Annotated in this window: 22 protein-coding genes; 9 read left to right on the forward strand and 13 right to left on the reverse strand. The window is 45.9% G+C overall.

The features are described from left to right. Positions 1–3 precede the first annotated feature (3 nt). Entirely contained in the window at positions 4–813 is an 810-nt protein-coding gene (locus BSZ04_RS20240) for a MetQ/NlpA family lipoprotein (RefSeq protein ID WP_010446406.1), read from the forward strand. An 87-nt stretch (positions 814–900) separates the two neighbouring features. Here the strand turns inward: BSZ04_RS20240 and BSZ04_RS20245 are convergent, their stop codons facing one another. The 4 genes from BSZ04_RS20245 to syd all read right to left on the reverse strand — a co-directional run bounded on the left by BSZ04_RS20245 (position 901) and on the right by syd (position 6011). Beyond that, on the reverse strand, positions 901–2082 hold the full coding sequence (locus BSZ04_RS20245) for a YibE/F family protein (protein WP_010446404.1): 1182 nt from the start codon (positions 2080–2082) through the stop codon (positions 901–903). A 91-nt stretch (positions 2083–2173) separates the two neighbouring features. Then, complete coding sequence (locus tag BSZ04_RS20250; protein ID WP_088881244.1) at positions 2174–4369, reverse strand: bifunctional metallophosphatase/5'-nucleotidase; 2196 nt, start codon at positions 4367–4369, stop codon at positions 2174–2176. A gap of 317 nt (positions 4370–4686) precedes the next feature. Further along, positions 4687–5463, reverse strand: a complete 777-nt coding sequence (locus BSZ04_RS20255) for a Zn-ribbon-containing protein (protein ID WP_038886031.1) — start codon at positions 5461–5463, stop codon at positions 4687–4689. A 2-nt stretch (positions 5464–5465) separates the two neighbouring features. Next, positions 5466–6011, reverse strand: a complete 546-nt coding sequence (gene syd / locus BSZ04_RS20260; protein WP_088881245.1) for a SecY-interacting protein — start codon at positions 6009–6011, stop codon at positions 5466–5468. A 107-nt stretch (positions 6012–6118) separates the two neighbouring features. Here syd and queF point away from each other — a divergent pair, with 107 nt between their 5' ends. From queF to xni, 5 genes are all read left to right on the forward strand, one after another. Beyond that, complete coding sequence (gene queF / locus BSZ04_RS20265; protein ID WP_088881246.1) at positions 6119–6964, forward strand: NADPH-dependent 7-cyano-7-deazaguanine reductase QueF; 846 nt, start codon at positions 6119–6121, stop codon at positions 6962–6964. A 160-nt stretch (positions 6965–7124) separates the two neighbouring features. After that, positions 7125–9407 carry a tetratricopeptide repeat protein gene (locus tag BSZ04_RS20270; RefSeq protein WP_038886025.1) on the forward strand — a complete coding sequence of 761 codons (2283 nt, stop codon included), beginning with the start codon at positions 7125–7127 and terminating at the stop codon, positions 9405–9407. Positions 9408–9505: 98 nt separating this feature from the next. Further along, complete coding sequence (locus BSZ04_RS20275) at positions 9506–11071, forward strand: GGDEF domain-containing protein (RefSeq protein ID WP_071235987.1); 1566 nt, start codon at positions 9506–9508, stop codon at positions 11069–11071. Between the two features lie 212 nt (positions 11072–11283). Continuing rightward, positions 11284–12660 (forward strand): nucleotide 5'-monophosphate nucleosidase PpnN, encoded by a 1377-nt coding sequence (gene ppnN / locus BSZ04_RS20280; RefSeq protein ID WP_010446376.1) that lies wholly within the window; start codon positions 11284–11286, stop codon positions 12658–12660. A gap of 58 nt (positions 12661–12718) precedes the next feature. Then, complete coding sequence (gene xni / locus BSZ04_RS20285; protein ID WP_088881247.1) at positions 12719–13501, forward strand: flap endonuclease Xni; 783 nt, start codon at positions 12719–12721, stop codon at positions 13499–13501. A gap of 77 nt (positions 13502–13578) precedes the next feature. On the opposite strand, the gene rlmM is transcribed toward xni, so the two are convergent. The 7 genes from rlmM to pomA all read right to left on the reverse strand — a co-directional run bounded on the left by rlmM (position 13579) and on the right by pomA (position 20484). Further along, the gene (rlmM, locus tag BSZ04_RS20290) at positions 13579–14670 is read right to left on the reverse strand and encodes a 23S rRNA (cytidine(2498)-2'-O)-methyltransferase RlmM (protein WP_017188443.1); all 1092 of its coding nucleotides are present in this window, start codon (positions 14668–14670) and stop codon (positions 13579–13581) included. Continuing rightward, a complete protein-coding gene (locus BSZ04_RS20295; protein ID WP_088881248.1) occupies positions 14667–15065 on the reverse strand; it encodes a DUF423 domain-containing protein in 399 nt (132 codons plus the stop codon). The genes rlmM and BSZ04_RS20295 overlap by 4 nt, the downstream gene beginning before the upstream one ends. After that, complete coding sequence (locus BSZ04_RS20300) at positions 15055–15678, reverse strand: alpha/beta family hydrolase (RefSeq protein WP_088881249.1); 624 nt, start codon at positions 15676–15678, stop codon at positions 15055–15057. Before BSZ04_RS20300 ends, BSZ04_RS20295 begins: the two co-directional genes overlap by 11 nt. Beyond that, the gene (locus BSZ04_RS20305; protein ID WP_010446367.1) at positions 15659–16579 is read right to left on the reverse strand and encodes a transcriptional regulator GcvA; all 921 of its coding nucleotides are present in this window, start codon (positions 16577–16579) and stop codon (positions 15659–15661) included. Before BSZ04_RS20305 ends, BSZ04_RS20300 begins: the two co-directional genes overlap by 20 nt. A 519-nt stretch (positions 16580–17098) precedes the next feature. Then, on the reverse strand, positions 17099–18547 hold the full coding sequence (gene thiI / locus BSZ04_RS20310; RefSeq protein ID WP_010446366.1) for a tRNA uracil 4-sulfurtransferase ThiI: 1449 nt from the start codon (positions 18545–18547) through the stop codon (positions 17099–17101). 211 nt (positions 18548–18758) lie between these two features. Then, on the reverse strand, positions 18759–19709 hold the full coding sequence (locus BSZ04_RS20315) for a flagellar motor protein MotB (protein WP_010446364.1): 951 nt from the start codon (positions 19707–19709) through the stop codon (positions 18759–18761). A gap of 13 nt (positions 19710–19722) precedes the next feature. Continuing rightward, the gene (gene pomA, locus BSZ04_RS20320) at positions 19723–20484 is read right to left on the reverse strand and encodes a flagellar motor protein PomA (protein WP_088881250.1); all 762 of its coding nucleotides are present in this window, start codon (positions 20482–20484) and stop codon (positions 19723–19725) included. Positions 20485–20744: 260 nt separating this feature from the next. On the opposite strand from pomA, the gene xseB reads away from it, so the two are divergent. Genes xseB through dxs form a run of 3 tightly spaced genes read left to right on the forward strand, consistent with a single transcriptional unit; the run spans position 20745 to position 23779 of the window. Next, positions 20745–20987: an exodeoxyribonuclease VII small subunit gene (xseB, locus tag BSZ04_RS20325; protein WP_038886016.1), complete on the forward strand. Its 243-nt coding sequence runs from the start codon at positions 20745–20747 to the stop codon at positions 20985–20987. 21 nt (positions 20988–21008) lie between these two features. Beyond that, positions 21009–21893 carry a (2E,6E)-farnesyl diphosphate synthase gene (gene ispA, locus BSZ04_RS20330; RefSeq protein ID WP_088881251.1) on the forward strand — a complete coding sequence of 295 codons (885 nt, stop codon included), beginning with the start codon at positions 21009–21011 and terminating at the stop codon, positions 21891–21893. Between the two features lie 20 nt (positions 21894–21913). Beyond that, positions 21914–23779, forward strand: coding sequence for a 1-deoxy-D-xylulose-5-phosphate synthase (gene dxs, locus BSZ04_RS20335; RefSeq protein WP_088881252.1), 1866 nt, complete (start codon positions 21914–21916; stop codon positions 23777–23779). Between the two features lie 91 nt (positions 23780–23870). Here dxs and pgpA read toward each other — a convergent pair whose 3' ends face one another. Beyond that, positions 23871–24374 (reverse strand): phosphatidylglycerophosphatase A, encoded by a 504-nt coding sequence (gene pgpA / locus BSZ04_RS20340; protein WP_088881253.1) that lies wholly within the window; start codon positions 24372–24374, stop codon positions 23871–23873. Positions 24375–24431: 57 nt separating this feature from the next. Continuing rightward, positions 24432–25397 carry a thiamine-phosphate kinase gene (gene thiL / locus BSZ04_RS20345; protein WP_010446352.1) on the reverse strand — a complete coding sequence of 322 codons (966 nt, stop codon included), beginning with the start codon at positions 25395–25397 and terminating at the stop codon, positions 24432–24434. Positions 25398–25457 lie beyond the last annotated feature (60 nt).

The following is a 25457-nucleotide window of genomic DNA, read 5'->3' on the forward strand; positions in this document are numbered from 1 at the left end:
AAGATGAAATTTAGCCTTAAGAGTCTTTTGACTGTTGCAACTGCCGCTTCTGCACTGGTTCTTGCTGGTTGTGGGGACAAAGAAGTCGACGTGAACAAAGTAAAAGTTGGCGTAATGGCAGGTGCGGAAGCTCAAGTTGCGGAAGTTGCAGCAAAAGTTGCTAAAGAGAAATACAACCTGGATGTTGAGTTGGTTACCTTTACCGATTACGTAACACCAAACGCAGCACTAGATGATGGCTCAATCGATGCGAACGCATTCCAACACAAGCCATACCTAGATCAGCAAGTAAAAGATCGTGGCTACAAACTAGTAACGGCTGGCAACTCTTTCGTATACCCAATCGCAGGTTACTCTAAGCAAGTAAAATCAGTGGATGAGATCGAAGACGGCGCACGCATCGCGGTACCAAACGATCCAACAAACCTAGGTCGTTCTCTGCTGCTTCTTGAGCAACAAGGTTTGATCGAGCTACGTGATGGCGTTGATCTGCTAGCGACGGTACGTGACATCGTAGGTAACCCGAAAAACATTACAATCGTAGAGCTAGATGCAGCACAGCTTCCACGCTCTCTTGATGACGTAGCGGTTTCTATCATCAACACGACTTACGCAAGCTCAATCAACCTAACACCTGAGCGTGATGGTATCTTCGTAGAAGACAAAGAGTCTCCATACGTAAACCTAATCGTTGCTCGTGAAGACAACGTTCAAGCAGCTAACGTACAAAACTTCGTGAAAGCATACCAAACTGATGAAGTTTACGAAGCAGCGAAAGACATCTTCAAAGGTGGCGTAGTTAAAGGTTGGTAATCGCCCCTTTCTACAACACTTGAAACTTAAAAAGGGCGCTCATCGGAGCGCCCTTTTTGTATTTGTTTTCATTGCGGTTTTATATCGCTAGAACAGCTGAACTTCGTCTTGCTCAACGTTCTTTTTCACCTGTTCTTCCACTTGAGGATGCTTGAACACATAAGGCGCTAGAAACGCAGTAAAAGGAATAGTCAGCACAATCCCCACACTACCCGCCAACGCGTTCACGACTGCGAGGCCCACCAGCGGCATATTCATAAACTGACTCGCCGGCATGTTAAGCCCCCACACCATCATAATGGTCGTCAATGAACCACCAGCAAACGCCAAAATTAAAGTGTTGGTCATGGTGCCCATGATGTCTCGACCAATATTCATCGACGCTCTAACCAATTGCTTTGGTTTGAGTTTCGGGTCGGTTTGTTGCAGCTCCGCGTACGCCGATGCAATCGAGATTGCCACGTCCATTACGGCACCAAGCGCAGCCACGACAATCGTCACGAACATCAACCAACGAATGCCCATCTTCACCGACGTTAGGTAAATTACGTCTTCGCCTTTGTCGAGGTAAATGCCCGACAAGTGTGCCATTTCGCCGAACCACTGCGCCATTACACCCGCGGCAATCACGCCCAATAATGTGCCGCCCATGGCACATAAACTCTTACGGTTATAACCGGAGACGAGAATAAAGCTGACTACGATGATCACCACCATCAATAAGATGCTGACCAACATTGGATTCCAACCAGCGAAAATACTCGGCACCAACACGCCAACGATTAATGCCGCAGTAAAATAGAGCGCGACCATTGAGTTAATGCCCTCTTTCTTACCAAAGCTCAGCAGCAGCGCGCAGAACAGCGCAAGCATCAGGTAAATCGCGTCTGAGCGTTTGTGGTTATACGCCCAATAAACGGTGCCATTGGTGGTTTCGCGGATCATCATGATGAAAGTATCGCCTTCACTGACATAAACATTGTGCTGACGACTGAGTGGATTGGTGACTTCCACTTCCAATCCTTCGCTCTCACCTTCTAGGATTTTTGCCATGAAGACTTGTTTGCCTGTCATCACATCTGGCACCAGCGGATCTGGTGCCACATGGTTCGAGATCGAACGCGTGACAGTCGCTTCAACAAACTCTTGTTGCTGACGAGATTTAGGACGGAAATCTTCACTCCACGAAGAAGAAAACTGAAAAATAAGTGTGGATATAAGGATAATCAGTAGGGTGAAACCCCACTTGTTATAGATTCTTTTGATCATGAAGCACTCTTCTACATCACTCACTCCAACAGGCTTTGCCTCTGGTGAGTAAAATTAGGCGCGGTAACCTCTACCGCGCCCACATGCAGGATTAATGAGCTGGGTTACAGCCTGCTACCTTCTCATCAAGGGTTGTCGCGTCTTTGTTAGGGTTAACAAAGTAGCTCGACGAATCATTGATGTTCACAGACTTAACAATCGCTGGGTATTTCGGGTTCTCTAAATCAATCGAGACACAGATTTCCATGTTCTTCAATTGCTCCCAAAGTGCTTTACCCTCACCGTCACGCAGCGTAGTAATCTCTCCGCTTGGTTGGTATTGCGTGAATGCCCAGTTACCAACATTATCGCTGAAATCAGCAACATCAATGCCATGGTTCTTCTCAACATATGCAGTTAGCATATCGCGAATTGCGTAAACTGGCTCATTCACAGAGTCGTAGAACACGTCATCTTTGTCTGCCCAACCAAACTTCTGAATTTGCGAACCAAAGCGGTAGCTGTTCATCGCCACTTTGTAAGTCGCGTTTGGATCAAACTGTTCGCCACCAATGCTAGTAATGCTTACTCGGCTACCTTCATTCGTCACCGCGTTATTTTCATCCAACTCAAGTGATGGCTTGCTTAGATCTACCGTGAACTGGATGTCACCATCGAACTGATCGTAAAGATAAGCTGGCGCGCCTTTCTTGAACGATACGGTAATATCACCCGGTTTATATTGGTTGAAGTAAGAGTAAGACCATTCGATGAAGCGTTTCAGATTCGCACCTGTCATCTCAACACCAAGCAAGGTGTTGTCGTACTTGTACAAGTTAGTCGATTTACCTTTGGTGTAAACTTCATTATCAATTAAGTTAGATTGATCAGAGAACAGTGATGCTGCCGATACAACAGCCCCTTTGCCCTCACCAACAGCAGCCTCGATTTGCTGCATTTGAATCTGGTTAATCACATCCATCAAAGGCGTATCAACCACTTTCGCAAGGTGAATGGTCGAGTACAAACGCTCTGCAGTGTAGTTGTAATCCGTCGCTGTCGCTTCATCTTGGAAGCCCGTTGCGCTTGGCGTGAAGTTACCAGTCACACGACCGAGCTCACGTGTTGCATCTTCAACCGAAATATCATGCACGTATTGGAATTTCGCTTGTATCGCTTGATCTTCTTCCACTTTCTTAGTGCCGATGTTGGTCAATGTCGTGTCCGCCATGGTCCACTTGCCATCAACTTTTTTCAGCTGAATCTCAGCTTTAGCAAGGTAAGCACCCCATTTACCTGGCTCAATAATCTTCACACTTTGCTTACGATTTTCTTGGTTATATTCACCAGATTTAGCTTTATCTTCGATTAGAGAATTATCGCCACCAATTTCTGACGTTGCTTTGCTGATTGGTGTCACCGTGCCATCAGCATTCACTTGCTCGATGTAGTTTGCGTGTTCGTGCCCCGCTAGGATGACATCAAATTTGTCCGCCATTGCTGAAGCAATCTTATAAACACCCACACCACCATCTTCTTGTCGGCCAAGGTGAAGCGCACCAACAATCACATCTGGATTGTATTTAGATACCAATTGCTCAACGGCTTCTTTAGTCGCATCCAATTCGTTCTCGAACTTCAAACCTTTGAAGTGATCCGGCGCAGACGCTTCCCAGTTAGGTACGTTTGACGGTGTTAGACCAACGATTGCTACTTTAACCCCTTCCACTTCAAACATTTGGAATGCACGAATGTAGTTCACATCGTTGCTTTCCCATTTGATGTTAGAAGACAGCACCGCACCATTAAAGTGATTTAAGTTACGATCGATAAACGAGCGCTCAAAGTTGAATTCATGGTTGCCCGGCACCCAAACGTCAAAGCCAAGCGAGTTCATGCTCTCGACCACTGGGTGAGTTGGATCGTCGTTGAATAGCTGTGCAGAGTTACCTTGAACCGTATCACCGATATCAATCAGGATCATATTTGGGTGCGCAGCTTTTTGATCTGCCAGTAAAGTCGCAACGCGCGTAACACCAGCATCGTCATCTTCCGCATTCAACGCATAATCAAAACCAAATAAACGACCATGTAAATCCGACGTCGCAGCAATAGCGATGGTTACTTCATCGGCTTGTGTTACTTCACCTTTTACCACTACATCAGGCGTGTTAGTTAGCGTTTTACCCTCTGCGACAACTGGACTGTAATCCGACGGTACTTCTACATATTTTGTTTCATCATCGTTACAGCCAGCCATCAAGCCGACTACAGCAATACAGACTAAGCTTCGTTTAAATAAAGTCATCTCAATTCCTTCCAGATTATTTTTATATATATTTTCGGAAGGGGCCCTCTTCCCAAAACCTTAAATAGGATATGGATATTATTTGAAATTTTTGAGAAGCAAACGTTTCAATGCTTACAAAGCATGCATATGTGTTACATTTTTCTTTGAACGTGAACACAGGTCACAAACTAGGGGATGAGAGATATCTTCAGAAAAAATGCTTTCAAAAACAAAGTATTGGCAGGGTGAATAATAAGAAAATCTGTTAAGTAACCGTTACACAATTACATTAGATAGAAAAAAGCTGGCATAGGCGCCAGCTTTAAAAAAATAAACTATTTGATGTGGTCCCAAGAGATATTGGAGACAATTCGGCAATCGTCACACTTAAAATAGAAAATGTCGTGCAGCGGTTCGTCGAGTAACCACTCACCACCACATTTTGGACACTTGCGTCCTTTTTCCGCTTCAAGCGACTCACCACCAACTCGGTATTGGTAGTAGTAAGTCGGGATCTTGGTGATATATTCAATCCGACCACGTAAATCCCAACCACGACGGAACAGGACACTGCCCGCGTCGCAAATCTCGTGCAGCGCCGCATGTTCAGCACGGCAACCACCCGCCATTTGGATTTCATCGCACGCTTGCCATTCCGTTTGCCATTTCACTACCGCTTTATGGTCACCATTCAATGTCGCACCATTACGGTAAAGCGGAATAGGTAACAAGGTCTCGCCACTGCGCAGCGGAGAACAAGTATGTACGTATGTGGTGTACAGCACTTGCCAGCTTGGCGTTTCTTCCTCTGCCGCTTCTTCTGAGTTCAAATCACGACCCAACATGCGCATTTTCGGCGCAAGCAACGACGCTTCCGACAAACGATTCATGCACACTTTGACGAAATCAGAATGGTAGCGAGGGTGTAAACTGTCTTGCTCTGGGCAAACCACACGAACATAAAACTCGCCGTCACCCATTACGATAGGGAACTCACGTCCAAGTACCTGGCCGTTGTAGCGCAACGCATCCATCAGACCATTGATCGCTTTATCAACGGCGCTTACGGTGGTGTTATCAAAACACTCAAACTGCAACTCAACAACGTACATGCTTACACCGCTGCCTCTAGTTTGCTTAGGAACTCTGCTAGCGTCTCCGCCAGTATGTCGCGTTTGTCTGAGCCTAGGCGCTCAAGAATCACATTACCAGTTAGGTTACAGATAGAAATCACATCCAGCTCTGCGTCTGTAGCGGCGATAAATACCGTCGGTTTTAGCTTTAGACGACGCTGAGTGACTAGGTGACCAAGAATATTCTCTTGTAGACGGGTGAAATCATTGTCACTCCACACTTGCAGCAGCGTCAGTTCGTTACCTTGCCAAGTTGCGTCCATATCAGCGCTGTACTGAGAACCGTAGAAGGTTTTGATGTCTTCATGCAGCGTCAGCTCAATTGCGTTCTCAACGTTAGTGAAATCCGCCATTTCTTCACGTGGGAATGCTTTCCACAATACGGCCCCGTCGCGTTTCTCTTCTACACATGGAGAAACAAGATCAGCAAGCTCTTCACTGCGTGGCAGTTCGTTATTCTCGTCTTGCCAAGCTTGTTGATAGCGCAGGCTAAAGTCCTGTAGAGCCTGAGTAACGGTTTGGGTCATGAAGGTCTCCTGGTTAGTTTTTATCAGGTCGCGGTGTCTGCCGGATGGCAATTAATCAGCGGATTCAGTAAAATTCTCGCCATTCTAATCGAAAATGACCACAAAGTATGAGCAAATATTCTGACGCTAAAGAGCTTGCTGGCCTAACTCTGGGTAAAAAGACCGAGTACGCAAATCAATACGACGCAAGCTTGCTGCAACCTGTACCTCGCAGCCTAAACCGTGATGACCTTGAACTTGGCGACAGCCTTCCGTTTATGGGGCACGACATTTGGACGCTGTACGAGCTATCTTGGCTAAACAGTAAAGGCTTGCCTCAAGTTGCCGTTGGCGAAGTCTACATCCCTGCGACCAGCGCGAACTTAATTGAGTCAAAGTCGTTCAAGTTGTACCTAAACAGCTACAACCAAACGCGTTTTGCTACTTGGGAAGAAGTGACTGAGCGTTTAGCGCAAGATTTATCAGCATGCGCTGGTGAGCAAGTACTTGTGGAAGTAAACCCAGTAACTCACTACACCAACCAGCCTATCGTAACCATGGAAGGCGAGTGCATCGACGGTCAAGATATCGAAATCACCAGCTACGATTTTGACGCCGCACTTCTTGAAGGCGCTGCAGGCGAAGAGCAAGTAGAAGAAACCCTTCACAGCCACCTACTGAAATCAAACTGCCTGATCACCAACCAACCTGACTGGGGCAGCGTAGAAATTCGCTACCAAGGCGCTAAGCTTGATCGTAAGAAGCTGCTTCGCTACTTGGTTTCATTCCGCGAGCACAACGAGTTCCACGAACAGTGTGTTGAGCGTATTTTCACTGATTTGATGAAGTACTGCCAACCAACGAAACTAACGGTATTCGCACGTTACACTCGCCGTGGAGGTTTGGATATCAACCCTTACCGCTCAACGGAGCAAGACAAGCCAGCACACAATAACCGCATGGCGCGTCAGTAATCTGAGTAGATAATTAAAAGTGCTTGAGTTCCACACTCAAAAACTAATTGCTTAAATACTCAAAAACGCCCAGCTATCTGTTGGATTGCTGGGCGTTTTTCTCTACTATTGCTTATTCAAAAACACGTACATTACGACACAGTTCGAGGGAACGAAAAGGATGTTTTGGGACAGTTCGCGTCTATTTAGGCTGATTGGCTTTCTTTGCTTATGGTTAGCGCAGCCACTTCACGCGACCATTTTATCTTCTACTTTGCTTAATGAAGCTCAGCAATTAGCTGAGATTGAACCATCGCAAGCCAAACAAGCCGCCAAAAACTACCTTTTACAACGTGAGTTGACTGACCGAAAAGAAAACGGTAGCCCTTCTGCCATGTCTCGTGAAGAGACCGATCGTAGTATTCGCACTCCCAGCAGCACGATTGAAGCTCATAAAATCATCGCGCAAGCTGAATATGCTATGGGTAACATTAAGGGAGCCATCGACAATCTAAACGAAGCTGAACGACTTGCCACCGAATATCAACTTCCTTACCTAAATCTAGATGTGCAACTGATGCGCAACCAAATGCTTTGGATGAATGATAAAAACTATGCGGTGGCGGAAGATAAACTCGATCAAGTCGAGCAGCAGATCGAACAAGCTAACCCAGTTTTGCAACGGACAGACAGTGTACGATACCGTTTAGTAATGCAGCGTGCATTGCTCGCCTCTCACAGCGGCAATTTTGTCGAAGCGGATCGTTGGTATGCGGAGGCCAAAAGCATGCTGGCTGATAACCGCTCTGACATCACATTAATTGACTACCACACTGCTGTCGGCGAGTTTTACCTCAACTACAAGAAATACAACTTAGCGTTATCAGAGCTGCTTTTTGGTTACTGGCAATCGATTGAAAGCGATAACGGTGCTCGCCTTGCAAAAGTTAATCGACTACTAGCACGTCTATTCCGTGAGAGACGAGTCTATGACAAAGCCATAGAGTACCTTTCGCAAGCTGCTGACTTTTATGATAGCTACCCGAACTCACCTATTTTAGCGGATGTTCTTGAGCAAATGGGGGATGTTTACTTCTATCAAGGCAAGTTCAATCTTGCCCTCGTTCATTACTTCAATGTTCTGGACCATGACAGCACAGCAAAAAATATTGAACGTATCATCAAGATCCGCCTCAGCCTCGCCGCTACTTACCTTCAACTGTACAACTACGCACTGGCAGAACAATACCTCGATCGCTCTTTAGACTTACTCGAGTACGTAAAGATACCTTATTTGGAAGCAAAAGCGTCATTGCTTAAGTCCGGTCTAGCGTATCACCAAAATGACAGTAAGAGTGTGATCAACAATGCCCAGAAAGCGCTCGATCTCATTGAGAAAGCGCCGGACGATACTGGCTTCATCAAACAGCAGTCATACCGATTATTGGGTCTAGGTTATGAGCAAGCAGGCGAATATCAACTTTCTTTGCAAGCGTATAAAAAATACACCGGCTTAGTTCGCTTAGAGCAAAAGCAACTTAACCAGATCAGTGAGGATGCCTTCCGCCAGCAAAAAGAATTTGCCGAACAGAGTATCCACTATGTAGGCCAAGCGGATCGCTTGGCTCAAGTAGAAATGGAGCATCGCAAATTTCAGAAAATATCGTTCGCGTTGTTTATCACTGTTTTGGTGATGTTTTTGTTTATCATGCGTCGTGGCGTAATCATGCAACGCCAATCGAATGAGATAGAAAAACTACGTAACGACCTATTTACCCACTCTCGATCACGCTTACGCAACTTGCGTATGCTCAACGTCAAATTATCGCGCTCACTGCAGAAATCCAGTGAAACGTTCGAGCAATGGCAAATGGGAGAGTTAATCCACGAACCTCTCAACGACCGCTTACGCTTTGTGATGATCGATTTACCATTCCTGCGCAGTATGTATGTTCAGCACGGCTACAAAGCAGGTTTGGAGCTAGAACGCGCATTCGGAGAGTTCTTAGCGGAGCGCATTAACAAACCGACTCGTTTGTACCACTTCTCAGATGCAAACCTGCTATATATCGAGCCAAATGCTGATCGTGATGCTTCCGCAGAAGCCACTTTTGAGAAATTCCAAAGCTGGGTGGATGAGTTTGCCGAGCAGCACAATGTAAATCGAATTATCCGAATGGGCATTAGTGACTACCCATTCTTACCTCGGGCTTATACCGCAATCAACGATGAGGAATTGCTTGATTTGCTGCTATTGGCTACACACATTGCCCGAGAAGTCAGCTTAAAAGACAAAGCAAGTCACTGGGTATTTTTGAAAGCCATTGACAATGCGCCAGCAGCGAGCTTTGCAACTGGTGACATACGTACCGCATGCCAACACGCCATAAACCAAGGGCTAATAAAGATCCACTCTTCGTACCAGAATGAGGACAACCTCAAAAAAATATTAAAAAGTGGGTAATTAAACAGCGGTTGAGCACGATACCTAATGACGCTATAAAGTTTTTTGTTATTATCAATTAATTGTCAGCAGTACATGGACTTAGCCACAGTTTTTTCATGGGAATCTTGGAATCCGATATTCAGTCGCAGCTTCATCAGCTGAGTTGTCAACTTGACCAACTCAGGCTGGCACATCGTGATACTTCGCTCAAATTTAAGCGAGAGCAGCAAGTTCTGAAGCGAGTTGTGGCATCATTGACCTCTGCATGCCAGGGCTCAAGCACGCAAGTCACAAACTACTTGCTTGAAATTCAGCGAGAATTAGAACATCAACAAGACATAACCTCACTGATCCCCCGCCTTGCAGTATTGGAACGAGTACTCAAACAACAGTCTATGGCGATGGAAAAACAAAACGGTTATCTTGATGAGCAGATAAAACACAGTGGTGAAACGCTCCAGCGAATCACAGGTTTGCCTGCGCAACTGAAACGTGAACTGCGGAATCTAATGAGCTTTTCAGAGGTTCACGCAGGCAAAAAAGTGGACCAAGCAGTAAAGCTTCTCAGCATTTACGAACGTGCGCTTAAAATAATCACCTCTAACTCACGCCTTAACTTAGGTGAACTTGAAAACTCACCTGACAAGTCACAACTAGAGTGTCTTGCCTCTGATCTGCAATACACAATTACAGAACTAGACTTTGAAGGCGAATCTGGAGAGCAACTACTCGATATTCGAGCCAAGCTTCTGCTGGGTGTTAATGCAGAGTCACTAATCGAACTCACGTTGAATACGCTAAAACTGGTTGTTGAAGCAACCAAATTTGAGCGTAAGTCTTCTGAACAATTCCTCGATCAGTTAAATACTTCTCTCTCTTCCAACTTAAAAACTGCACATCAAAATGTCGATCAGCATCAAACCTATTTTGAGCACCGACAAGACTTAAACTCTGAGCTCTCTTCGTTGGTGGATCGCACCCAAACGACGCTCGATCAAGCAGCGGAACTGGAAGCTCTCAAAGCTGATATGTCACCATTGCTAGCTCAAATCGCTTCATTAACTGAAAGGTTAAAAATGACAGAGGAGCGTGAGCAGGCTCTTCAAGAGCGCCTAGGCTACAGTAAAAATCAGCTTGAAGCCGTATTCGAGACTACCCAAGATTATCGTCGTCGATTGGAAGATCAAGCTCAGCGGATGCTGCTAGATCCACTGACTAAGGTGTACAACCGAGCGGCATTCAATGATCGCTTGGAATTAGAATACCGTCGCTGGATTCGCTCTCAACAAAATTTGCGCGTCGTGCTGTTTGATGTCGATAACTTCAAAGCGGTTAATGATAGCTATGGTTACACAGCAGGTGACAAGGCATTGAAGATCCTTGCTCGCACGATGAGAAAACGCATCTCCGATACCGATACTGTCGGACGCTTTGGTGGAGAAGAATTTATCTTGTTGATCCCTGACCAAAGCGAAGAATACACGCTTGATTTACTCAAGCAGATCCAACGAGATGTGAGCCAACTGCCATTTAAGTTCCGAGAACAGAACATCATGATTACGCTGACCGCCGTCTCAACCAGCTTTAAAGAGTCAGATAGCCCTGAGTACGTCTTAGATCGATTAGGTAGTATGCTAAAAGAGACGAAACAAAGAGGTACCAACCAAGTAAGTTGGAACTAGCCGATTGTTCAAAAAAACACCAAACAGACTGCAATTGCAGTCTGTTTTACTATATAGCCTACAAAATTCAACGAGTTATCACGTTTCTTCATTACTAGTCTGCTAAGCTGTTTAAACAACAAAGTCTGCCAACCGCTGAGTAGAACGACACGTATAAGCTAAGTAGGTGAGTTGGTTTTTTCCCTCAAAGAAAGCAATAGCAAGGAGGCCTTATGATTACCCATATAAGCCCCGCAGGTAGCATGGATTTGCTATCACAACTCGAAGTTGAGCGTCTTAAGAAAACAGCATCAAGTGATCTTTATCAGCTCTACCGCAACTGCACGCTTGCGGTCCTCAACTCGGGAAGCCACACCGACAACTCAAAAGAGCTGTTAGATAAATACCTATCGTTTGATGTGAATGTAGTGCGTCGTGAACGAGGCATCAAGCTTGAGCTTGCTAACCCACCTGAGCACGCGTTCGTTGACGGTGAGATCATCAAAGGTATTCAAGAGCACTTGTTTTCTGTGTTGCGCGACATCGTATACGTGAACATGCACTTGGCGGACAACCAGCGCCTCAACCTGACTAATGCCACTCACATTACCAACCTCGTATTTGGCATCTTGCGTAATGCTGGCGCTCTAACTCCTGGTATCGAGCCAAACCTTGTTGTGTGTTGGGGTGGCCACTCAATCAACCCAACCGAGTACCAATACACTCGCGAAGTGGGTAACGAACTGGGTCTACGTGAACTGAATATCTGTACGGGCTGCGGTCCTGGCGCGATGGAAGGTCCAATGAAAGGCGCCGCTATTGGTCATGCCAAGCAACGTTACACAGACCAACGCTATCTTGGTTTGACAGAGCCATCAATCATCGCAGCTGAGCCACCAAACCCAATCGTGAATGAACTGGTGATCATGCCAGATATCGAGAAACGTCTCGAAGCCTTCGTTCGTATGGCGCATGGCATTGTTATCTTCCCTGGTGGTCCAGGTACAGCCGAAGAGCTGCTGTATATCTTGGGTATCATGATGCACCCAGAAAATGCCGACCACCCAATGCCAATCGTGCTGACGGGCCCGAAAGAGAGCGAAGCCTACTTCCGCTCTATCGATGCTTTCATTGCAGACACGCTGGGTGAAGAGGGTCAGAAACACTACCAAATCGTGATTGATGATCCTGCAGAAGTTGCCCGCATCATGAAACGCTCAATGGACGAAGTACGTCAACATCGTAAAGAGAAAGGCGACGCATACAGCTTTAACTGGTCACTGAAGATCGAGCCTGAGTTCCAACTACCGTTTGAGCCTACTCACGATGCAATGGCAAGCTTAAACTTGAACATCAATCAGCAGCCACAAGTTCTGGCAGCAAGTTTGCGTCAAGCCTTCTCAGGTATCGTAGCAGGTAACGTCAAGGCTGAAGGGATTAGAGAAATCGAACGGAAAGGTCCGTTTACCATCAATGGCGATCCGGTCTTAATGAAGAAACTCGACAAGCTATTAAAGGACTTCGTAGAACAACATCGCATGAAACTACCAGGTGGTACAGCTTACGAGCCATGTTACCGTATTGCCCATCAGGAAAATGGTGGTCGATAGATAACTCAGCTTTGGTTACACTAGGGGCATTACGCCCCTTTTTTATTGCTAAGTCATTATGTCTATTCATCTTGTTATCATTGATGCCCTAAACCTGATCCGCCGTGTGCACTCTGCACAACCCGATCCAACTGACATAGCAAGAACCATCACCACCACAGGCAGAACGCTGACTCGCATCCTGTCCGAAGCACAACCAACCCATATCATTGCGGTATTCGATCACCACGAGCAAGATCGCGGTTGGCGCGCAGAAATCCTCCCGGACTACAAACAAAACCGAAAGCCCATGCCAGAGCCTTTGATGAAAGGCTTAGACGCGATTCAACAAGCGTGGTGGGAACAAGGTATTGATTCGTTACTATCTGAAGGTGATGAGGCGGATGACTTGGTTGCAACTTTGGCCACCAAAGTCGCCAGTCACGGAGAGAAGGTCACGATTGTTTCTACAGATAAAGGTTACTGCCAGCTGCTGTCCCCGACTCTACAAATTCGAGATTACTTCCAACACCGCTGGCTGGATGAACCGTTTATCGAAAAAGAATTTGGTGTAAAACCAACTCAACTTGCCGACTACTGGGGCTTAACGGGTATAAGCTCAAGCCAAGTGCCGGGCGTGCCTGGTGTGGGACCAAAGGCTGCAAAAGAAATTCTGACCCAGTTTGAAGATATTGAAGCAGCGTACGCAAGTGAAGAGCTGGTGCCGAAATATCGCAAGAAGCTGGATGAACACATTGAGTCAGCACGTCTATGCAAGCGAGTAGCAGCGCTGAAATGCGATATCGAGCTCGGCTTTAACCTGCAAGACATTCGCTTTACAGGGCCAAATAAAACGGAATAGAGACTCGACTTAAGACCAAAAAAAGCGCCTGTATAAGGCGCTTTTTTGATTCTGTTCTACCACATAGAAACGTTAGCTTAGTGTGGTGAGATATTAGACAGACATTGAATGTGAATCGTGATTTCTTCGCGATCATGGTATAGGTGCTTCGCTTGCAACTTGAATTTCACCTTATTCTCAATCAAGAACATTTTTAGGTTCTCAAGATCTTGCAGCACTTCATCGTAACGACCTTTCATTGGAAGCTTAAGGTTGAAAATCGCTTCTTTCGCCCAACCTTTTAGCAGCCACTGACCCATTAGATGAGCCACACGTGCTGGCTTCTCAACCATGTCACACACAATCCAAGTTACATTCTTGCGGTCTGGTTCGAACTTAAAGCCATCCACCATGTGGTGCTTAATTTGACCGGTTTCCATTAGACTATCCGCCATCATGCCGTTATCGACACAGTGAACGAACATCGAACGTTTCACCAATTGGTAAGTCCAACCGCCCGGACATGCACCTAGGTCAACACCCCACATGCCAGGAGCCAAACGCTCATCCCACTCCTCACGAGGAATAAAGACGTGGAATGCTTCTTCCAATTTCAGCGTAGAACGGCTTGGCGCGTCCGCAGGGAACTTAAGGCGAGGAATGCCCATAAAGAACTGCGAGTTGTTGCCCGGGTAAGAGTAACCCACGTAACAATGACCCGGCGCGACAAAACAAATGTGCAGCACAGGCTTCTTCGCGTTGTCTTTATTCCACATCAGACCTTTACCACGCATTGCTTGACGCATTGGTACTGTAAACTTACGGCAGAACTTCAATAGCTCTTTCGCTTCGTTAGTGTCTGGGGTTTCAATACGCAGATCGCCACAACGTGGGAATGCTTCGATTTCAGACAATTCTGCCAAAATAGGGCTGATACGGTCATCGCTTGGTAGCGCTTCAAACTCAGCCGCAACAGCAAACATTTGGCGAGCGAAAATCAGAGCGCTAAAGTCTAAGCCTTTTGCTAGCTTGTCTGCGTCTCCATCTTGGTAACACTCGAAGACAACATAACCTGAGTTTTTCTTCACACGAGGGAAGCCGTACACTTCCAACTGTGTTGCTTTGTCCTGAATTTCACCAGCACACTCTTTCTCAAAGCCAGAACGGCAATAGAGCATTAGTTGTTTCACTTGGAGACCTCTTTGATATTAAACGCAGCAAAAAAGAACAGACACCAGCCGATCATGAACAACAATCCTCCCATCGGAGTGATTGGTCCAAACCATTTAATGCCCGTCAGCGCCAGCGCGTAAAGACTGCCGCTAAAACAAAAGATGCCGATGATAAAGCAAATCGCGGCAATGAAAAAATACTTTTGTGCTTTTTGTCCCAAATTGAGCAACAGCAAAATCGCACAAAATGCGATAGCCAAAGTATGGATGAACTGGTACAAAACGCCGGTTTCAAAGACGTCGAGTAAATAAGGCGATAGCTTTGCTTTCAAACCATGCGCAGCAAATGCACCTAGCGCCACTGATGTTAAGCCAGAAATGCCAGTAAAGGAGAGTAACCACTTACTTTTCACCGTACACCTCTTTAACAAATCTCGCTAACTGCTCTACCGTCAATGCAATATTACCGGCTTCTGTATAGCCTGAGCTCTTACGAGGCTTAAAGCTATGGTCACCATCTGGCAAAAAGCTCACTTTCACTTGCTCTGACAACACAAAGCTATCGAACTCTTCGCGCTTACCGAAAGTATCGCGCTCGCCTTGTAGGATTAGAGTTGGCTTTTCAATGCTCGCGAGGTGTTCACCTTTGTATTTCTCTGGCTTACCAGGAGGATGAAAAGGAAAACCTAAACATGCAATACCCGCCACCAGCTCATTATCTGCTAACAAGCTCGACATGCGTCCGCCCATCGACTTACCACCAATCACGATTGGCTGAGAAGTAAAGTGAGTGATCACTTCTTCATAGGCTTCAAGAAGCTTTGGTGCACGGTCAGGCGGACGCTTCTTGCCATCTTCCGCTCGCTTAACCATGTAAGGAAAATTAAAACGCACCACGCGTATGCCCTGCTCAACTAATCCCTTGGCGACGGCAGTCATGAAATCGTGCTCCATGCCAGCTCCTGCGCCGTGAGCAAAAATAAACAGTGGTCCGTTTTCAGGCCCCTCAGCTATCCAATGACTCATCCAATACTTCCTCTTGTTCTTTTCTCGCGGTTGCCAACATCCAGTCTCTAAACGTTGCGATACGTCCCATATCCGCTTGCTGTTCGTGGCACACCACGTAGAAGGCATTCTTCGACACCAATACTTCGTCAAATGGCGCAATTAAGCGTCCCGCTTCCATTTCAGGTTTGGCTAGTACGTTGTTTCCTAGAGCGACCCCTTGCCCGTGTGCAGCAGCTTGTAACACCATGGTCGAGTGGCTGAAAATTGGACCATGATTCACATTGATGCCTTCGATATTTTGTTGGCGAGCAAACTGCTTCCAATCTTTACGAGAAGTATCATGTAACAAGGTATGTAATTTAAGGTCACTTAGAGATTCTAATGGTTTGTTACCTAAAAGTAATGAAGGTGAACAAAGTGGGATCAAAAACTCTTGGTAGAGTTTATCAGCACGTAAACCTGGCCAGTTCCCACGACCATAATAGATAGCAACGTCAACATCATCAGTCAGTGAACCTTCATCCATATCGACCGCTTTAATGCGTACATCAATGTCCGGTTCTTGGGCATTAAAATCCGCCAACCGAGGCACCAACCATTGGATAGCAAAACTTGGTGGTAAGCTGATGGTCAGTGCACCTTTTTCGCTACGTTCCAATACCTTATCTGTCGCTTCAGCAATCGAAGTGAAGATATCTTTAATGTCTAGGAAGTAGCTTTGCCCCTCTTCCGTGAGCAACAATGAGCGATTACGACGACGGAAAAGCTTCAAAGATAGGAATTCTTCAAGGGCTTTGATCTGGTGACTTACAGCCGCTTGTGTAACAAATAGCTCTTCAGCTGCACGGGTAAAACTAAGATGGCGAGCAGCCGCTTCAAAAACGCGAAGTGAATTCAACGGAGGCAATCTGCGAGACATTATGGGACCTCAAGTAGGATTAGTTTTTTTTATCTGAAACATTATAAAATGTCCGTTGTCGAACAGCCAGATAAATTCTATATTTCATCCCGCAACGCGAGCCTGAACGGCTTGATTCTTTTTAGAATCAATTGGCTTGCTGTTGCGATGTTGTGTTTGCAAACTCGTATTTCGAGTTAGGTAGATTTCTACCATGATGTTTTGTGTACAACTCCCTGTGACAAAACATATACTTCCTGTATTTATTTTGACCTGTCTGTCAAATTTCTTACACCGCCTTCTTAGGCGGTGTTTTTTTATCTAAATATCTCATCGCCACCTTCTTCAAAAACTGGCAGTAATATCACTCTTTCATCCTCACTTCGGATTAATTATCGTTATATCAGTACAAATTACGAAGCGTGCGATTAAGCTCAATATTATCACTTCATAAAGCCATTTTTTGCGCGTGCTAAAACGAAAAAAGCGCAAACTGATTTCTCAATTTGCGCTTTTGTGATTGTCTGCGTTACAACACGATTATGGTCGGTAAACCTTCACATTGTTGAAGCCTTGCTCTTGCAAGTAAAGTGCTTGCAGGCGGCTCATCACACCACGGTCACAGTACAGTAGGTATGTCTTAGTCTGGTCTAAATCACCAAACTGCGTACCTAACTTGTAGAATGGGATGTGCTTAACATCAACGCCATCGATTTCTAGTGGGTTGTCGTCTTCCTCTTCAGGGCTACGAATATCCAGTACGATTGCGTGCTCTTCTACGGCTTGTACTTGCTCAACTTCTGGAGCTGCTTGTTCTGACTCTTTCGCGATGTCACGAATGTCCATCATGCGAGCTTCTTGAACCACTTTCTCAAGAATGCTGAAATCAAATTTCTCTTCTTCAGCTTCTAGCTTGCCTTTCACCGCTTTCACTGTCGGCTTCTTAGAGATAACACCACAGTATTCTGGCATCGTCTTCGCGAAATCTTCTGTGCCGATTTCACGCGCTAGGTTGATAATGTCTTCTTTATCCCAGTTGATAAGCGGACGAAGAATCAATGTATCTGTTACGTTATCGATGTGGCGTAGGTTCGTCAGTGTTTGGCTAGATACCTGACCTAGCGCTTCACCGGTTACCAATGCTTCGATCTTCATTCTTTGAGCGACCATACCCGCTGCACGCATAAACATACGCTTCAGGATCACGCCCATTTGGCCATCGTCAACTTTCTCAAGGATTTCAGCAACTACAGGCTCGAAATCAACTGAGATGAAACGTACTTTCGCCGAAGACCCGTATTTGTTCCATAGGTAGTGTGAAACCTGCTTAACGCCGATTTCATGTGCTGGACCGCCTAGGTTAAAGAAGCAGTAATGTACTTTTGAACCACGTTTAATGTGCAAGTAGCTAGAAACACCAGAATCGAAGCCACCAGAGATCAGGCTTAATACGTCTTCTTGCGTGCCTAGTGGGAAACCACCTAGACCTTTATGGCGTGCCAGTACTTGATTTAGCTTATCGTTTGAAACTTCAATCTTAATGGTTACGTCAGGCTTATGCAGCTTCACGCTCGCGCTCTCAACCGCTTGGTTCAGACCACCACCGACATAACGTTCTAGTTCGATAGAAGTAAAGTCGTGCTTACCACGACGCTTCGCACGTACCACGAAGGTCTTGTTTTCGATCGATGCACCGCTTAGTTCAAGAACTTGCTCGTAAATATCGTGCAGATCTTTAAATTCTGTTTGTTTCACTTCAAGAGTATGGTGAATACCTGGCGTATGTGTCAGGATTTCCAGTACTTCAGCGTGAAACTCATCACTTTCAGAGGTCACTTCAATGTGATCACGACGGTTAAATACCGCGACTGATTCCGTACGGCTCTTAACGATGTTACGAATGTTGCACTCTAAAATCTTTGTGAAGCGCTTGCGCACAGATTCACTTTTTACAAAAATTTCTGGATGGGGCTTTACAATAAATTTCATAGTCTAATTCGCAGGTTAGTTTCGCAATCAACAATGAGTGACACTCACCATAACTGTACAACCATATAAAAGTACGTATGGAATTCTCTTATCGGTCAGTTTAAAGAGTATGAGCTCACTTTAAGGGCGCAAGATTATACACCCAAGCGGATTGGAAAGACAAAAAAAGCGAGCTATCAGCTCGCTTTTCTTCAATAGAGAGTGAAGAGCATTAGTTCACAACAGGCACTTCATCACTGTAAAGAGGTTCACCCTGCATGATGCTGATTTCAACACGGCGGTTAAGTGCACGATTGGCATCAGTATCGTTCGGAGCGACTGGCTCTGTATCCGCCATCCCTCTAACGCGTAAGCGTTGATGTGAGAAACCTCTCACCTTTTCCATTTCTTGGGCAACAGACACCGCTCGCTGTGATGATAGATCCCAATTTGAACGGTACAGCTCAGAGTCCAACCTTTGATTGTCAGTATGTCCTGAAATACGAACAATACCGGGAACATCTTTGACTAGTTCTGCGACTTGTCGTACCAAAGGCCTAAACTTAGGTTGTAGGAATGCGGAACCTTCTGGAAATGCCCCTTTCTCTCGGATACGAATCACAATTTGCTGACCAAGGTTCTCGACTTCAATTGCGCCTTGTTCAATCTCTCGTTCCAGCGCTTTCTTGATGCTTTCCATCAAGGTTTCCATCTCTTGAGATTTCGCTTCTGATTGCTGCTGTTGTTGCTGCATTTCAGCTTCTGAAGATTGATTCGTTTGTGTTGAGGTGTCTGGCGATTGACCACCTGTAAGTTTACCTTGGTCACGCTTAGTACCACCCGCACGATCCGATTCCCCTTCGTGGAATTCTAGCGTCTGCTGTGTGATGTCCATGGTCTGTTGCATGATGACATCAATTGGCGTTGGCTCAGGGCGACCTGGTCTAAATTCTTGCGCGATAATACTGGTACCTTTGGGAATGTCCTTCACCTCAAGTTGGTTCTGAACACCAAAGGCAAACTTCATCGAGCCTGCGATCTGCTTGAACTTCAGAACATCCATTTCCGAGAACGAAAGTAGAAGTACGAAGAAACACATTAATAGTGACATCAAGTCAGCGAAGGTCCCCATCCACAACGGGAGACCGGGTGGCGGACAGTCACATTTTTGATCTTCATCCATCACAGCCCCCTAATTACTCGTCAATCTCAAGAACACGTTTACCTTCATTCAGGTAGTTCTTCAGATAACTATCGATGACTCGTGGGTTCTGACCATCTTGAATCGCCAACACTCCGTCCATAATTAGGCGGCGGTTTAATGTCTCTTGATCGCGGCGCAGAGAAAGCTTATCGGCAATAGGGAAGAAAACCATGTTTGATAGCACCGCACCGTATAGGGTAGTCAAAAGTGCTACCGCCATCGCAGGGCCAATCGCTTTTGGATCATCCATGTTCGAAAGCATGGCAACCAGACCAACTAGTGTACCAATCATACCCATCGCAGGAGCAACGTCACCGAACGCACGAAATACACCAGTACCTTGAGTATGGCGCTCATCGGTTAATGCGATATCTTTCTGTAGTGCAGCTCTTACGACTTCGGCATCATGGCCATCAACCAACAAATCGATGCCTTTTTGCATAAAGCTGTTGCTGATCTCCATCTCTTCAAGCGCAAGGAAACCACCTTTACGAGCAGCGTCTGCCATTTCAACAATCTTAGCGATTAAATCTTCAGGCTCGTCTGCTTTAAACATGAAGGCTTTGCCTGCAATTTTTGCTGCTCCAAAGAACTGACCCAATGTGAACTTCATCAACACTACGAAAGCGGAACCGCCCACTACGATTAAGATTGAAGTGACGTCGACGAACATGCCGATACTGCCACCCAATACCATCGCCATGATTACGAAGGCAAATCCACCTATCAAACCTATTAGGGTTGCTAAATCCACAAAGCACTCCTCATGCTATCTAACTATGCCACTTGAGCAGATTATTACTTGTATCGACACTTAGAACAGTTTTTTTAGAGAAATCTTGGTTAATACATCACAAAATGATCGTTCACTCTCGATTTATATGATCAAGATTGTCTCATCAGAGTCTTCTAGAGCCAATTTTGTGACAATTATATAAGGTTAAATTTGACCAAGTTAGTAGGCTAAGGTAACTTGCGTGCATTCATTAGAGGCTTGATTAAGGCAGATAAAAGATGGCGGTCAAGAAACCAGAAAACATGACCTTTGAAGCAACCATTGAAGAGCTAGATGGCTTGGTTGATCAACTAGAGAATGGCGATCTTGCCTTAGATGATGCCTTACGCAAATTTGAACGAGGCATTGCTCTGGCTCGTGCTGGCCAAACGAAACTGAGTGACGCCGAACAACGCGTGAGCATTCTTCTTAGTGAAGATGATGAAGCACCACTAAGTGACTTCAACCCTGAGTCAGAATAATAATCAGTAGTGAGCAATGTGATGCAAGAGACATTGACGTCTTATCAACAACGAAATAATCAACAACTCAATCAATGGCTTGAGCAAATGCCTCACCAACAGCAGCCATTGATTCAAGCGATGAAGTACGGCTTACTCCTTGGTGGTAAACGTGTTCGTCCTTTCCTTGTTTATATCACAGGCCAAATGCTGGGCTGCCAACTAAAAGACCTCGACACGCCTGCATCGGCAATTGAGTGTATTCACGCTTACTCTCTTATCCATGATGATTTGCCAGCGATGGATGATGATGAACTGCGTCGCGGTCAGCCAACTTGTCATATAAAATTTGATGAAGCGACGGCAATTCTTACAGGTGACGCGCTACAAACCTTAGCTTTTACTATCATTGCAGAAGGCCAGCTGAATCCAAATGCTGAAAGCCAGCGTATAAAGATGGTGCAATCTTTAGCTCAAGCATCTGGCGCAAATGGCATGTGTGTTGGCCAAGCGCTTGATCTTGGAGCAGAGAATCGTCAAGTTACACTCGCTGAGCTAGAAGAGATACACCGAAATAAAACTGGCGCTCTGATTAATTGTGCCGTCAAACTCGGTGCGCTAGCAGCAGGTGAAAAAGGTTTGGAAGTCTTGCCACACTTAGAGCGCTACTCTCAAGCTGTTGGTTTGGCGTTTCAAGTTCAAGACGATATTCTTGATATCATCAGTGATACGGAAACACTAGGGAAACCGCAAGGTTCAGACCAAGAGCTGAACAAAAGCACTTACCCATCTCTACTGGGTTTAGAGGGAGCAATGGAGAAAGCTCACACTCTGTTACAGGAAGCACTTCAAGCATTAGAAGCAATCCCATACAATACTCAGTTACTCGAAGAGTTCGCCCGATATGTCATCGAGCGCAAGAACTAACACAATAAGCGCGCATTTATATGACTCTTGATATTTCAAAGTACCCAACACTGGCGTTAGCAAATACACCGGAAGAGCTACGACTCCTTCCGAAAGAAACATTGCCTACTTTGTGCGATGAACTACGCACGTATCTGTTAAATTCAGTGAGTCAGTCTAGCGGACACCTAGCGTCTGGCTTAGGCACAGTAGAGCTAACCGTAGCTCTGCATTATGTATACAACACACCTGTTGATCAGTTGATCTGGGACGTAGGCCATCAGGCTTACCCGCATAAGATCCTGACTGGCCGTCGTGACCAAATGCCTACCATCCGTCAAAAAGACGGACTACACCCGTTCCCATGGCGCGAAGAGAGCGAGTACGACACGCTATCTGTTGGCCATTCATCCACTTCTATCAGTGCCGGCCTAGGTATGGCTATCAGCGCTGAAAAAGAAGGAAAGGGACGCAAAGTTGTTAGTGTTATTGGTGATGGTGCAATCACAGCAGGCATGGCATTTGAAGCCATGAACCACGCTGGTGACGTTCACCCCGATATGCTGGTCATTCTGAACGACAACGAAATGTCTATTTCAGAAAACGTTGGCGCACTGAACAACCACCTTGCTAAAGTGCTTTCAGGCAGCTTGTACACCTCTATCCGAGAAGGTGGTAAGAAAGTGTTGTCTGGCGTCCCACCAATTAAAGAGTTGGTTCGTCGCACAGAAGAGCACCTAAAAGGGATGGTTGTTCCTGGCACGTTATTCGAAGAGCTAGGCTTTAACTACATCGGCCCTATTGATGGTCACGATGTAAATGAGCTAGTCAAAACATTGAAAAACATGCGTGAACTGAAAGGACCACAATTTCTGCACATCATGACCAAAAAAGGTAAAGGTTATGAGCCTGCAGAAAAAGATCCTATCGGCTACCACGGTGTACCAAAGTTCGACCCATCACATAACAGTTTGCCGAAGAGCAGCGGCGGCAAGCCGACCTTCTCTAAGATCTTTGGTGATTTCCTATGTGACATGGCAGCGCAAGATCCTAAGCTGATGGCGATTACGCCAGCGATGCGTGAAGGCTCTGGTATGGTTCGCTTCTCGAAAGAGTACCCAGAACAGTACTTTGACGTCGCGATTGCAGAGCAGCACGCCGTGACTCTCGCGACAGGTATGGCAATTGCAGGTGATCATCCGATCGTAGCAATCTACTCGACCTTCCTACAGCGTGGTTACGATCAGTTGATTCACGATGTAGCGATCATGGACTTACCGGTGATGTTCGCTATCGACCGTGCTGGTTTGGTTGGCGCAGATGGTCAGACTCACCAAGGTGCGTTCGACTTAAGCTTTATGCGTTGTATCCCAAACATGGTGATCATGGCACCAAGCGACGAAAACGAATGTCGCCAGATGCTGTACACGGGTCATAAGCACACTGGTCCAAGTGCCGTTCGTTACCCACGCGGTAGCGGCATGGGCACAGACATTGAACAAGAATTTACTGCGCTTGAAATCGGTAAAGGTCGTGTGGTTCGTAAAGGCGAGAAAGTGGCAATTCTAAGCTTCGGCACCTTCCTGGGTAACGCGCTAGAAGCAGCTGAAAACCTAGACGCAACAGTAGCAGACATGCGCTTTGTTAAACCACTTGATGAAACGTTGATTCGTCAGCTAGCAGCTGAGCACGATGTTCTGGTTACGCTAGAAGAAAATGCGATTGCAGGTGGTGCTGGTGCGGGTGTGATTGAGTTTATGATGCAAGATAAAATCATTAAGCCAGTACTTAACCTTGGCTTGCCAGATCGCTTCGTTCCTCAAGGCACACAAGACGAGCTACATGAAGATCTTGGCTTAGATGCAAAAGGCATCGAGAAGTCGATCAACGATTACTTAGCTAAGTAAACGAACGTAAGACCCTACAACGAAGCCAAAAAGGGATGCCATGTGGCATCCCTTTTGTTTATCTGTCGATTCTAGATCTTAAAGATAGGTATTACATCCAACCTGCGTATTTCGCCACTAAAAACAGTGCGATGCCCGCCATAATGCCCGCCACGATATCATCAATCATGATACCTAAGCCGCCGTGAACACGTTTATCTAACCAACCGATTGGCCACGGTTTTACCATATCAAAGAAGCGGAACAAGATGAAACCGGTGAGTAACCATTTCCACTCTGTTAGCGGAATATTCAATGCAGGCACTAAACTCATGGTGATCCAAAAGCCCGCAAACTCGTCCCATACAATAGAACCATGGTCATGAACGCCCATGTCATCTGATGTCACTTGGCAAATCTTAATGCCAATCACACAAGAGAATAACACCGCAACCACATAAAGTGGGAAAGGCAGTTGTGCCAAAAGCAGAAACAGCGGAATTGAAGCAAGCGTACCCATTGTGCCTGGCACTACTGGTGATAAACCGCTACCAAAACCTGTCGCCAAAAGATGCCACGGGTTCTTTAATGAAATCAGAGAGAGAGGGTTGGTCATTTCCTTAAGCCTATACTGCGAGTTTGGTTTCAATCTTAGGCTGATGCCTAGCTCATATTATTTAAAGTGGTCAAAGCCAGTCAGATCCCAATCAAGGGGTTGATTGTCATCGTGCAGCTCAAACGTACCTTTTGGTCGAATCTGACCTATGCAAGTGACTTTACAACCAGCGTGAGACAATGCGCTTTGCAACGAGCCATTATTTTGCTCAGGCACAGTAAAGCACAATTCATACTCTTCACCACTTGATAAAGCATACTGCTGAGCACTGACCTTATCATCTAAAAATTGAACCAACTCAGAAGAAATTGGTAATTGGGAGACATCTAAACTCACACCAACGTCGGAACGCTTGAGAATGTGTTTGATATCAGAAATTAAACCGTCGGAGATATCAATCGCCGCCGAAGCTAAACCGACCAATGCTTGCCCTGCTAATACGCGAGGTGTACTAAGATAATGTGCTTTCTCAAGCTGCTGCGCTGCAATGCGTGAGCGTAATGAGCCATCCAAAATCACATCAAGCCCTGCTTTTGCATCACCAAGGTCCCCCGTCACATACACCCAGTCACCGACTTTCGCTCCGGAACGAGTCAATGCCCTGCCTTCTGGAACAAAACCTTGTACTGTCAGTGTCAAACTCAATGGACCTTTCGTCGTATCACCACCAATTAGCTGAATACCAAAGTAATCCGCTAGCTCGAAAAATGCATCACAGAAAGGAGCAAGCCAAGCTTCATCCGGCTCAGGCATGGTTAACGCGAAGCTTACCCACGCAGGCGTTGCGCCCATTGCAGCGAGATCGCTAATATTCGATGCCAGCGCCTTATGTGCTACCCATGCAGGATTAGCATCCGCAAGGAAATGGGTTCCAGCCACCAATGTATCGGTACTAATGGCAATTTGTACGTTATCTGGCGCTTTCACTAACGCACAGTCGTCACCTGCCGCTAGGTGTACGTCTTTGCGTTGGCTTTGACGCCCAACGAAGTACTTGTCGATCAGATTGAATTCACCAGACATTATTCACTTACTTTTTGATGTAAAAGCTATTGATACAAAAAAGGTCAGCATCTGCTGACC

Source organism: Vibrio rotiferianus (genome assembly GCF_002214395.1).
GTDB lineage: Bacteria > Pseudomonadota > Gammaproteobacteria > Enterobacterales > Vibrionaceae > Vibrio > Vibrio rotiferianus.

Bases quoted from the DNA above. Each gene is read 5' to 3' on its own strand.
- BSZ04_RS20240 (WP_010446406.1), top strand. From the start codon at position 4: ATGAAATTTAGCCTTAAGAGTCTTTTGACTGTTGCAACTGCCGCTTCT.
- syd (WP_088881245.1), bottom strand. From the start codon at position 6,011: ATGACCCAAACCGTTACTCAGGCTCTACAGGACTTTAGCCTGCGCTAT.
- BSZ04_RS20255 (WP_038886031.1), bottom strand. From the start codon at position 5,463: ATGTACGTTGTTGAGTTGCAGTTTGAGTGTTTTGATAACACCACCGTA.
- BSZ04_RS20250 (WP_088881244.1), bottom strand. From the start codon at position 4,369: ATGACTTTATTTAAACGAAGCTTAGTCTGTATTGCTGTAGTCGGCTTG.
- thiI (WP_010446366.1), bottom strand. From the start codon at position 18,547: ATGAAATTTATTGTAAAGCCCCATCCAGAAATTTTTGTAAAAAGTGAA.
- dxs (WP_088881252.1), top strand. From the start codon at position 21,914: ATGACTCTTGATATTTCAAAGTACCCAACACTGGCGTTAGCAAATACA.
- BSZ04_RS20270 (WP_038886025.1), top strand. From the start codon at position 7,125: ATGTTTTGGGACAGTTCGCGTCTATTTAGGCTGATTGGCTTTCTTTGC.
- BSZ04_RS20300 (WP_088881249.1), bottom strand. From the start codon at position 15,678: ATGAGTCATTGGATAGCTGAGGGGCCTGAAAACGGACCACTGTTTATT.
- ppnN (WP_010446376.1), top strand. From the start codon at position 11,284: ATGATTACCCATATAAGCCCCGCAGGTAGCATGGATTTGCTATCACAA.
- BSZ04_RS20305 (WP_010446367.1), bottom strand. From the start codon at position 16,579: ATGTCTCGCAGATTGCCTCCGTTGAATTCACTTCGCGTTTTTGAAGCG.
- pgpA (WP_088881253.1), bottom strand. From the start codon at position 24,374: ATGACCAACCCTCTCTCTCTGATTTCATTAAAGAACCCGTGGCATCTT.
- xseB (WP_038886016.1), top strand. From the start codon at position 20,745: ATGGCGGTCAAGAAACCAGAAAACATGACCTTTGAAGCAACCATTGAA.
- xni (WP_088881247.1), top strand. From the start codon at position 12,719: ATGTCTATTCATCTTGTTATCATTGATGCCCTAAACCTGATCCGCCGT.
- queF (WP_088881246.1), top strand. From the start codon at position 6,119: ATGAGCAAATATTCTGACGCTAAAGAGCTTGCTGGCCTAACTCTGGGT.
- BSZ04_RS20245 (WP_010446404.1), bottom strand. From the start codon at position 2,082: ATGATCAAAAGAATCTATAACAAGTGGGGTTTCACCCTACTGATTATC.
- BSZ04_RS20275 (WP_071235987.1), top strand. From the start codon at position 9,506: ATGGGAATCTTGGAATCCGATATTCAGTCGCAGCTTCATCAGCTGAGT.
- thiL (WP_010446352.1), bottom strand. From the start codon at position 25,397: ATGTCTGGTGAATTCAATCTGATCGACAAGTACTTCGTTGGGCGTCAA.
- ispA (WP_088881251.1), top strand. From the start codon at position 21,009: ATGCAAGAGACATTGACGTCTTATCAACAACGAAATAATCAACAACTC.
- BSZ04_RS20315 (WP_010446364.1), bottom strand. From the start codon at position 19,709: ATGGATGAAGATCAAAAATGTGACTGTCCGCCACCCGGTCTCCCGTTG.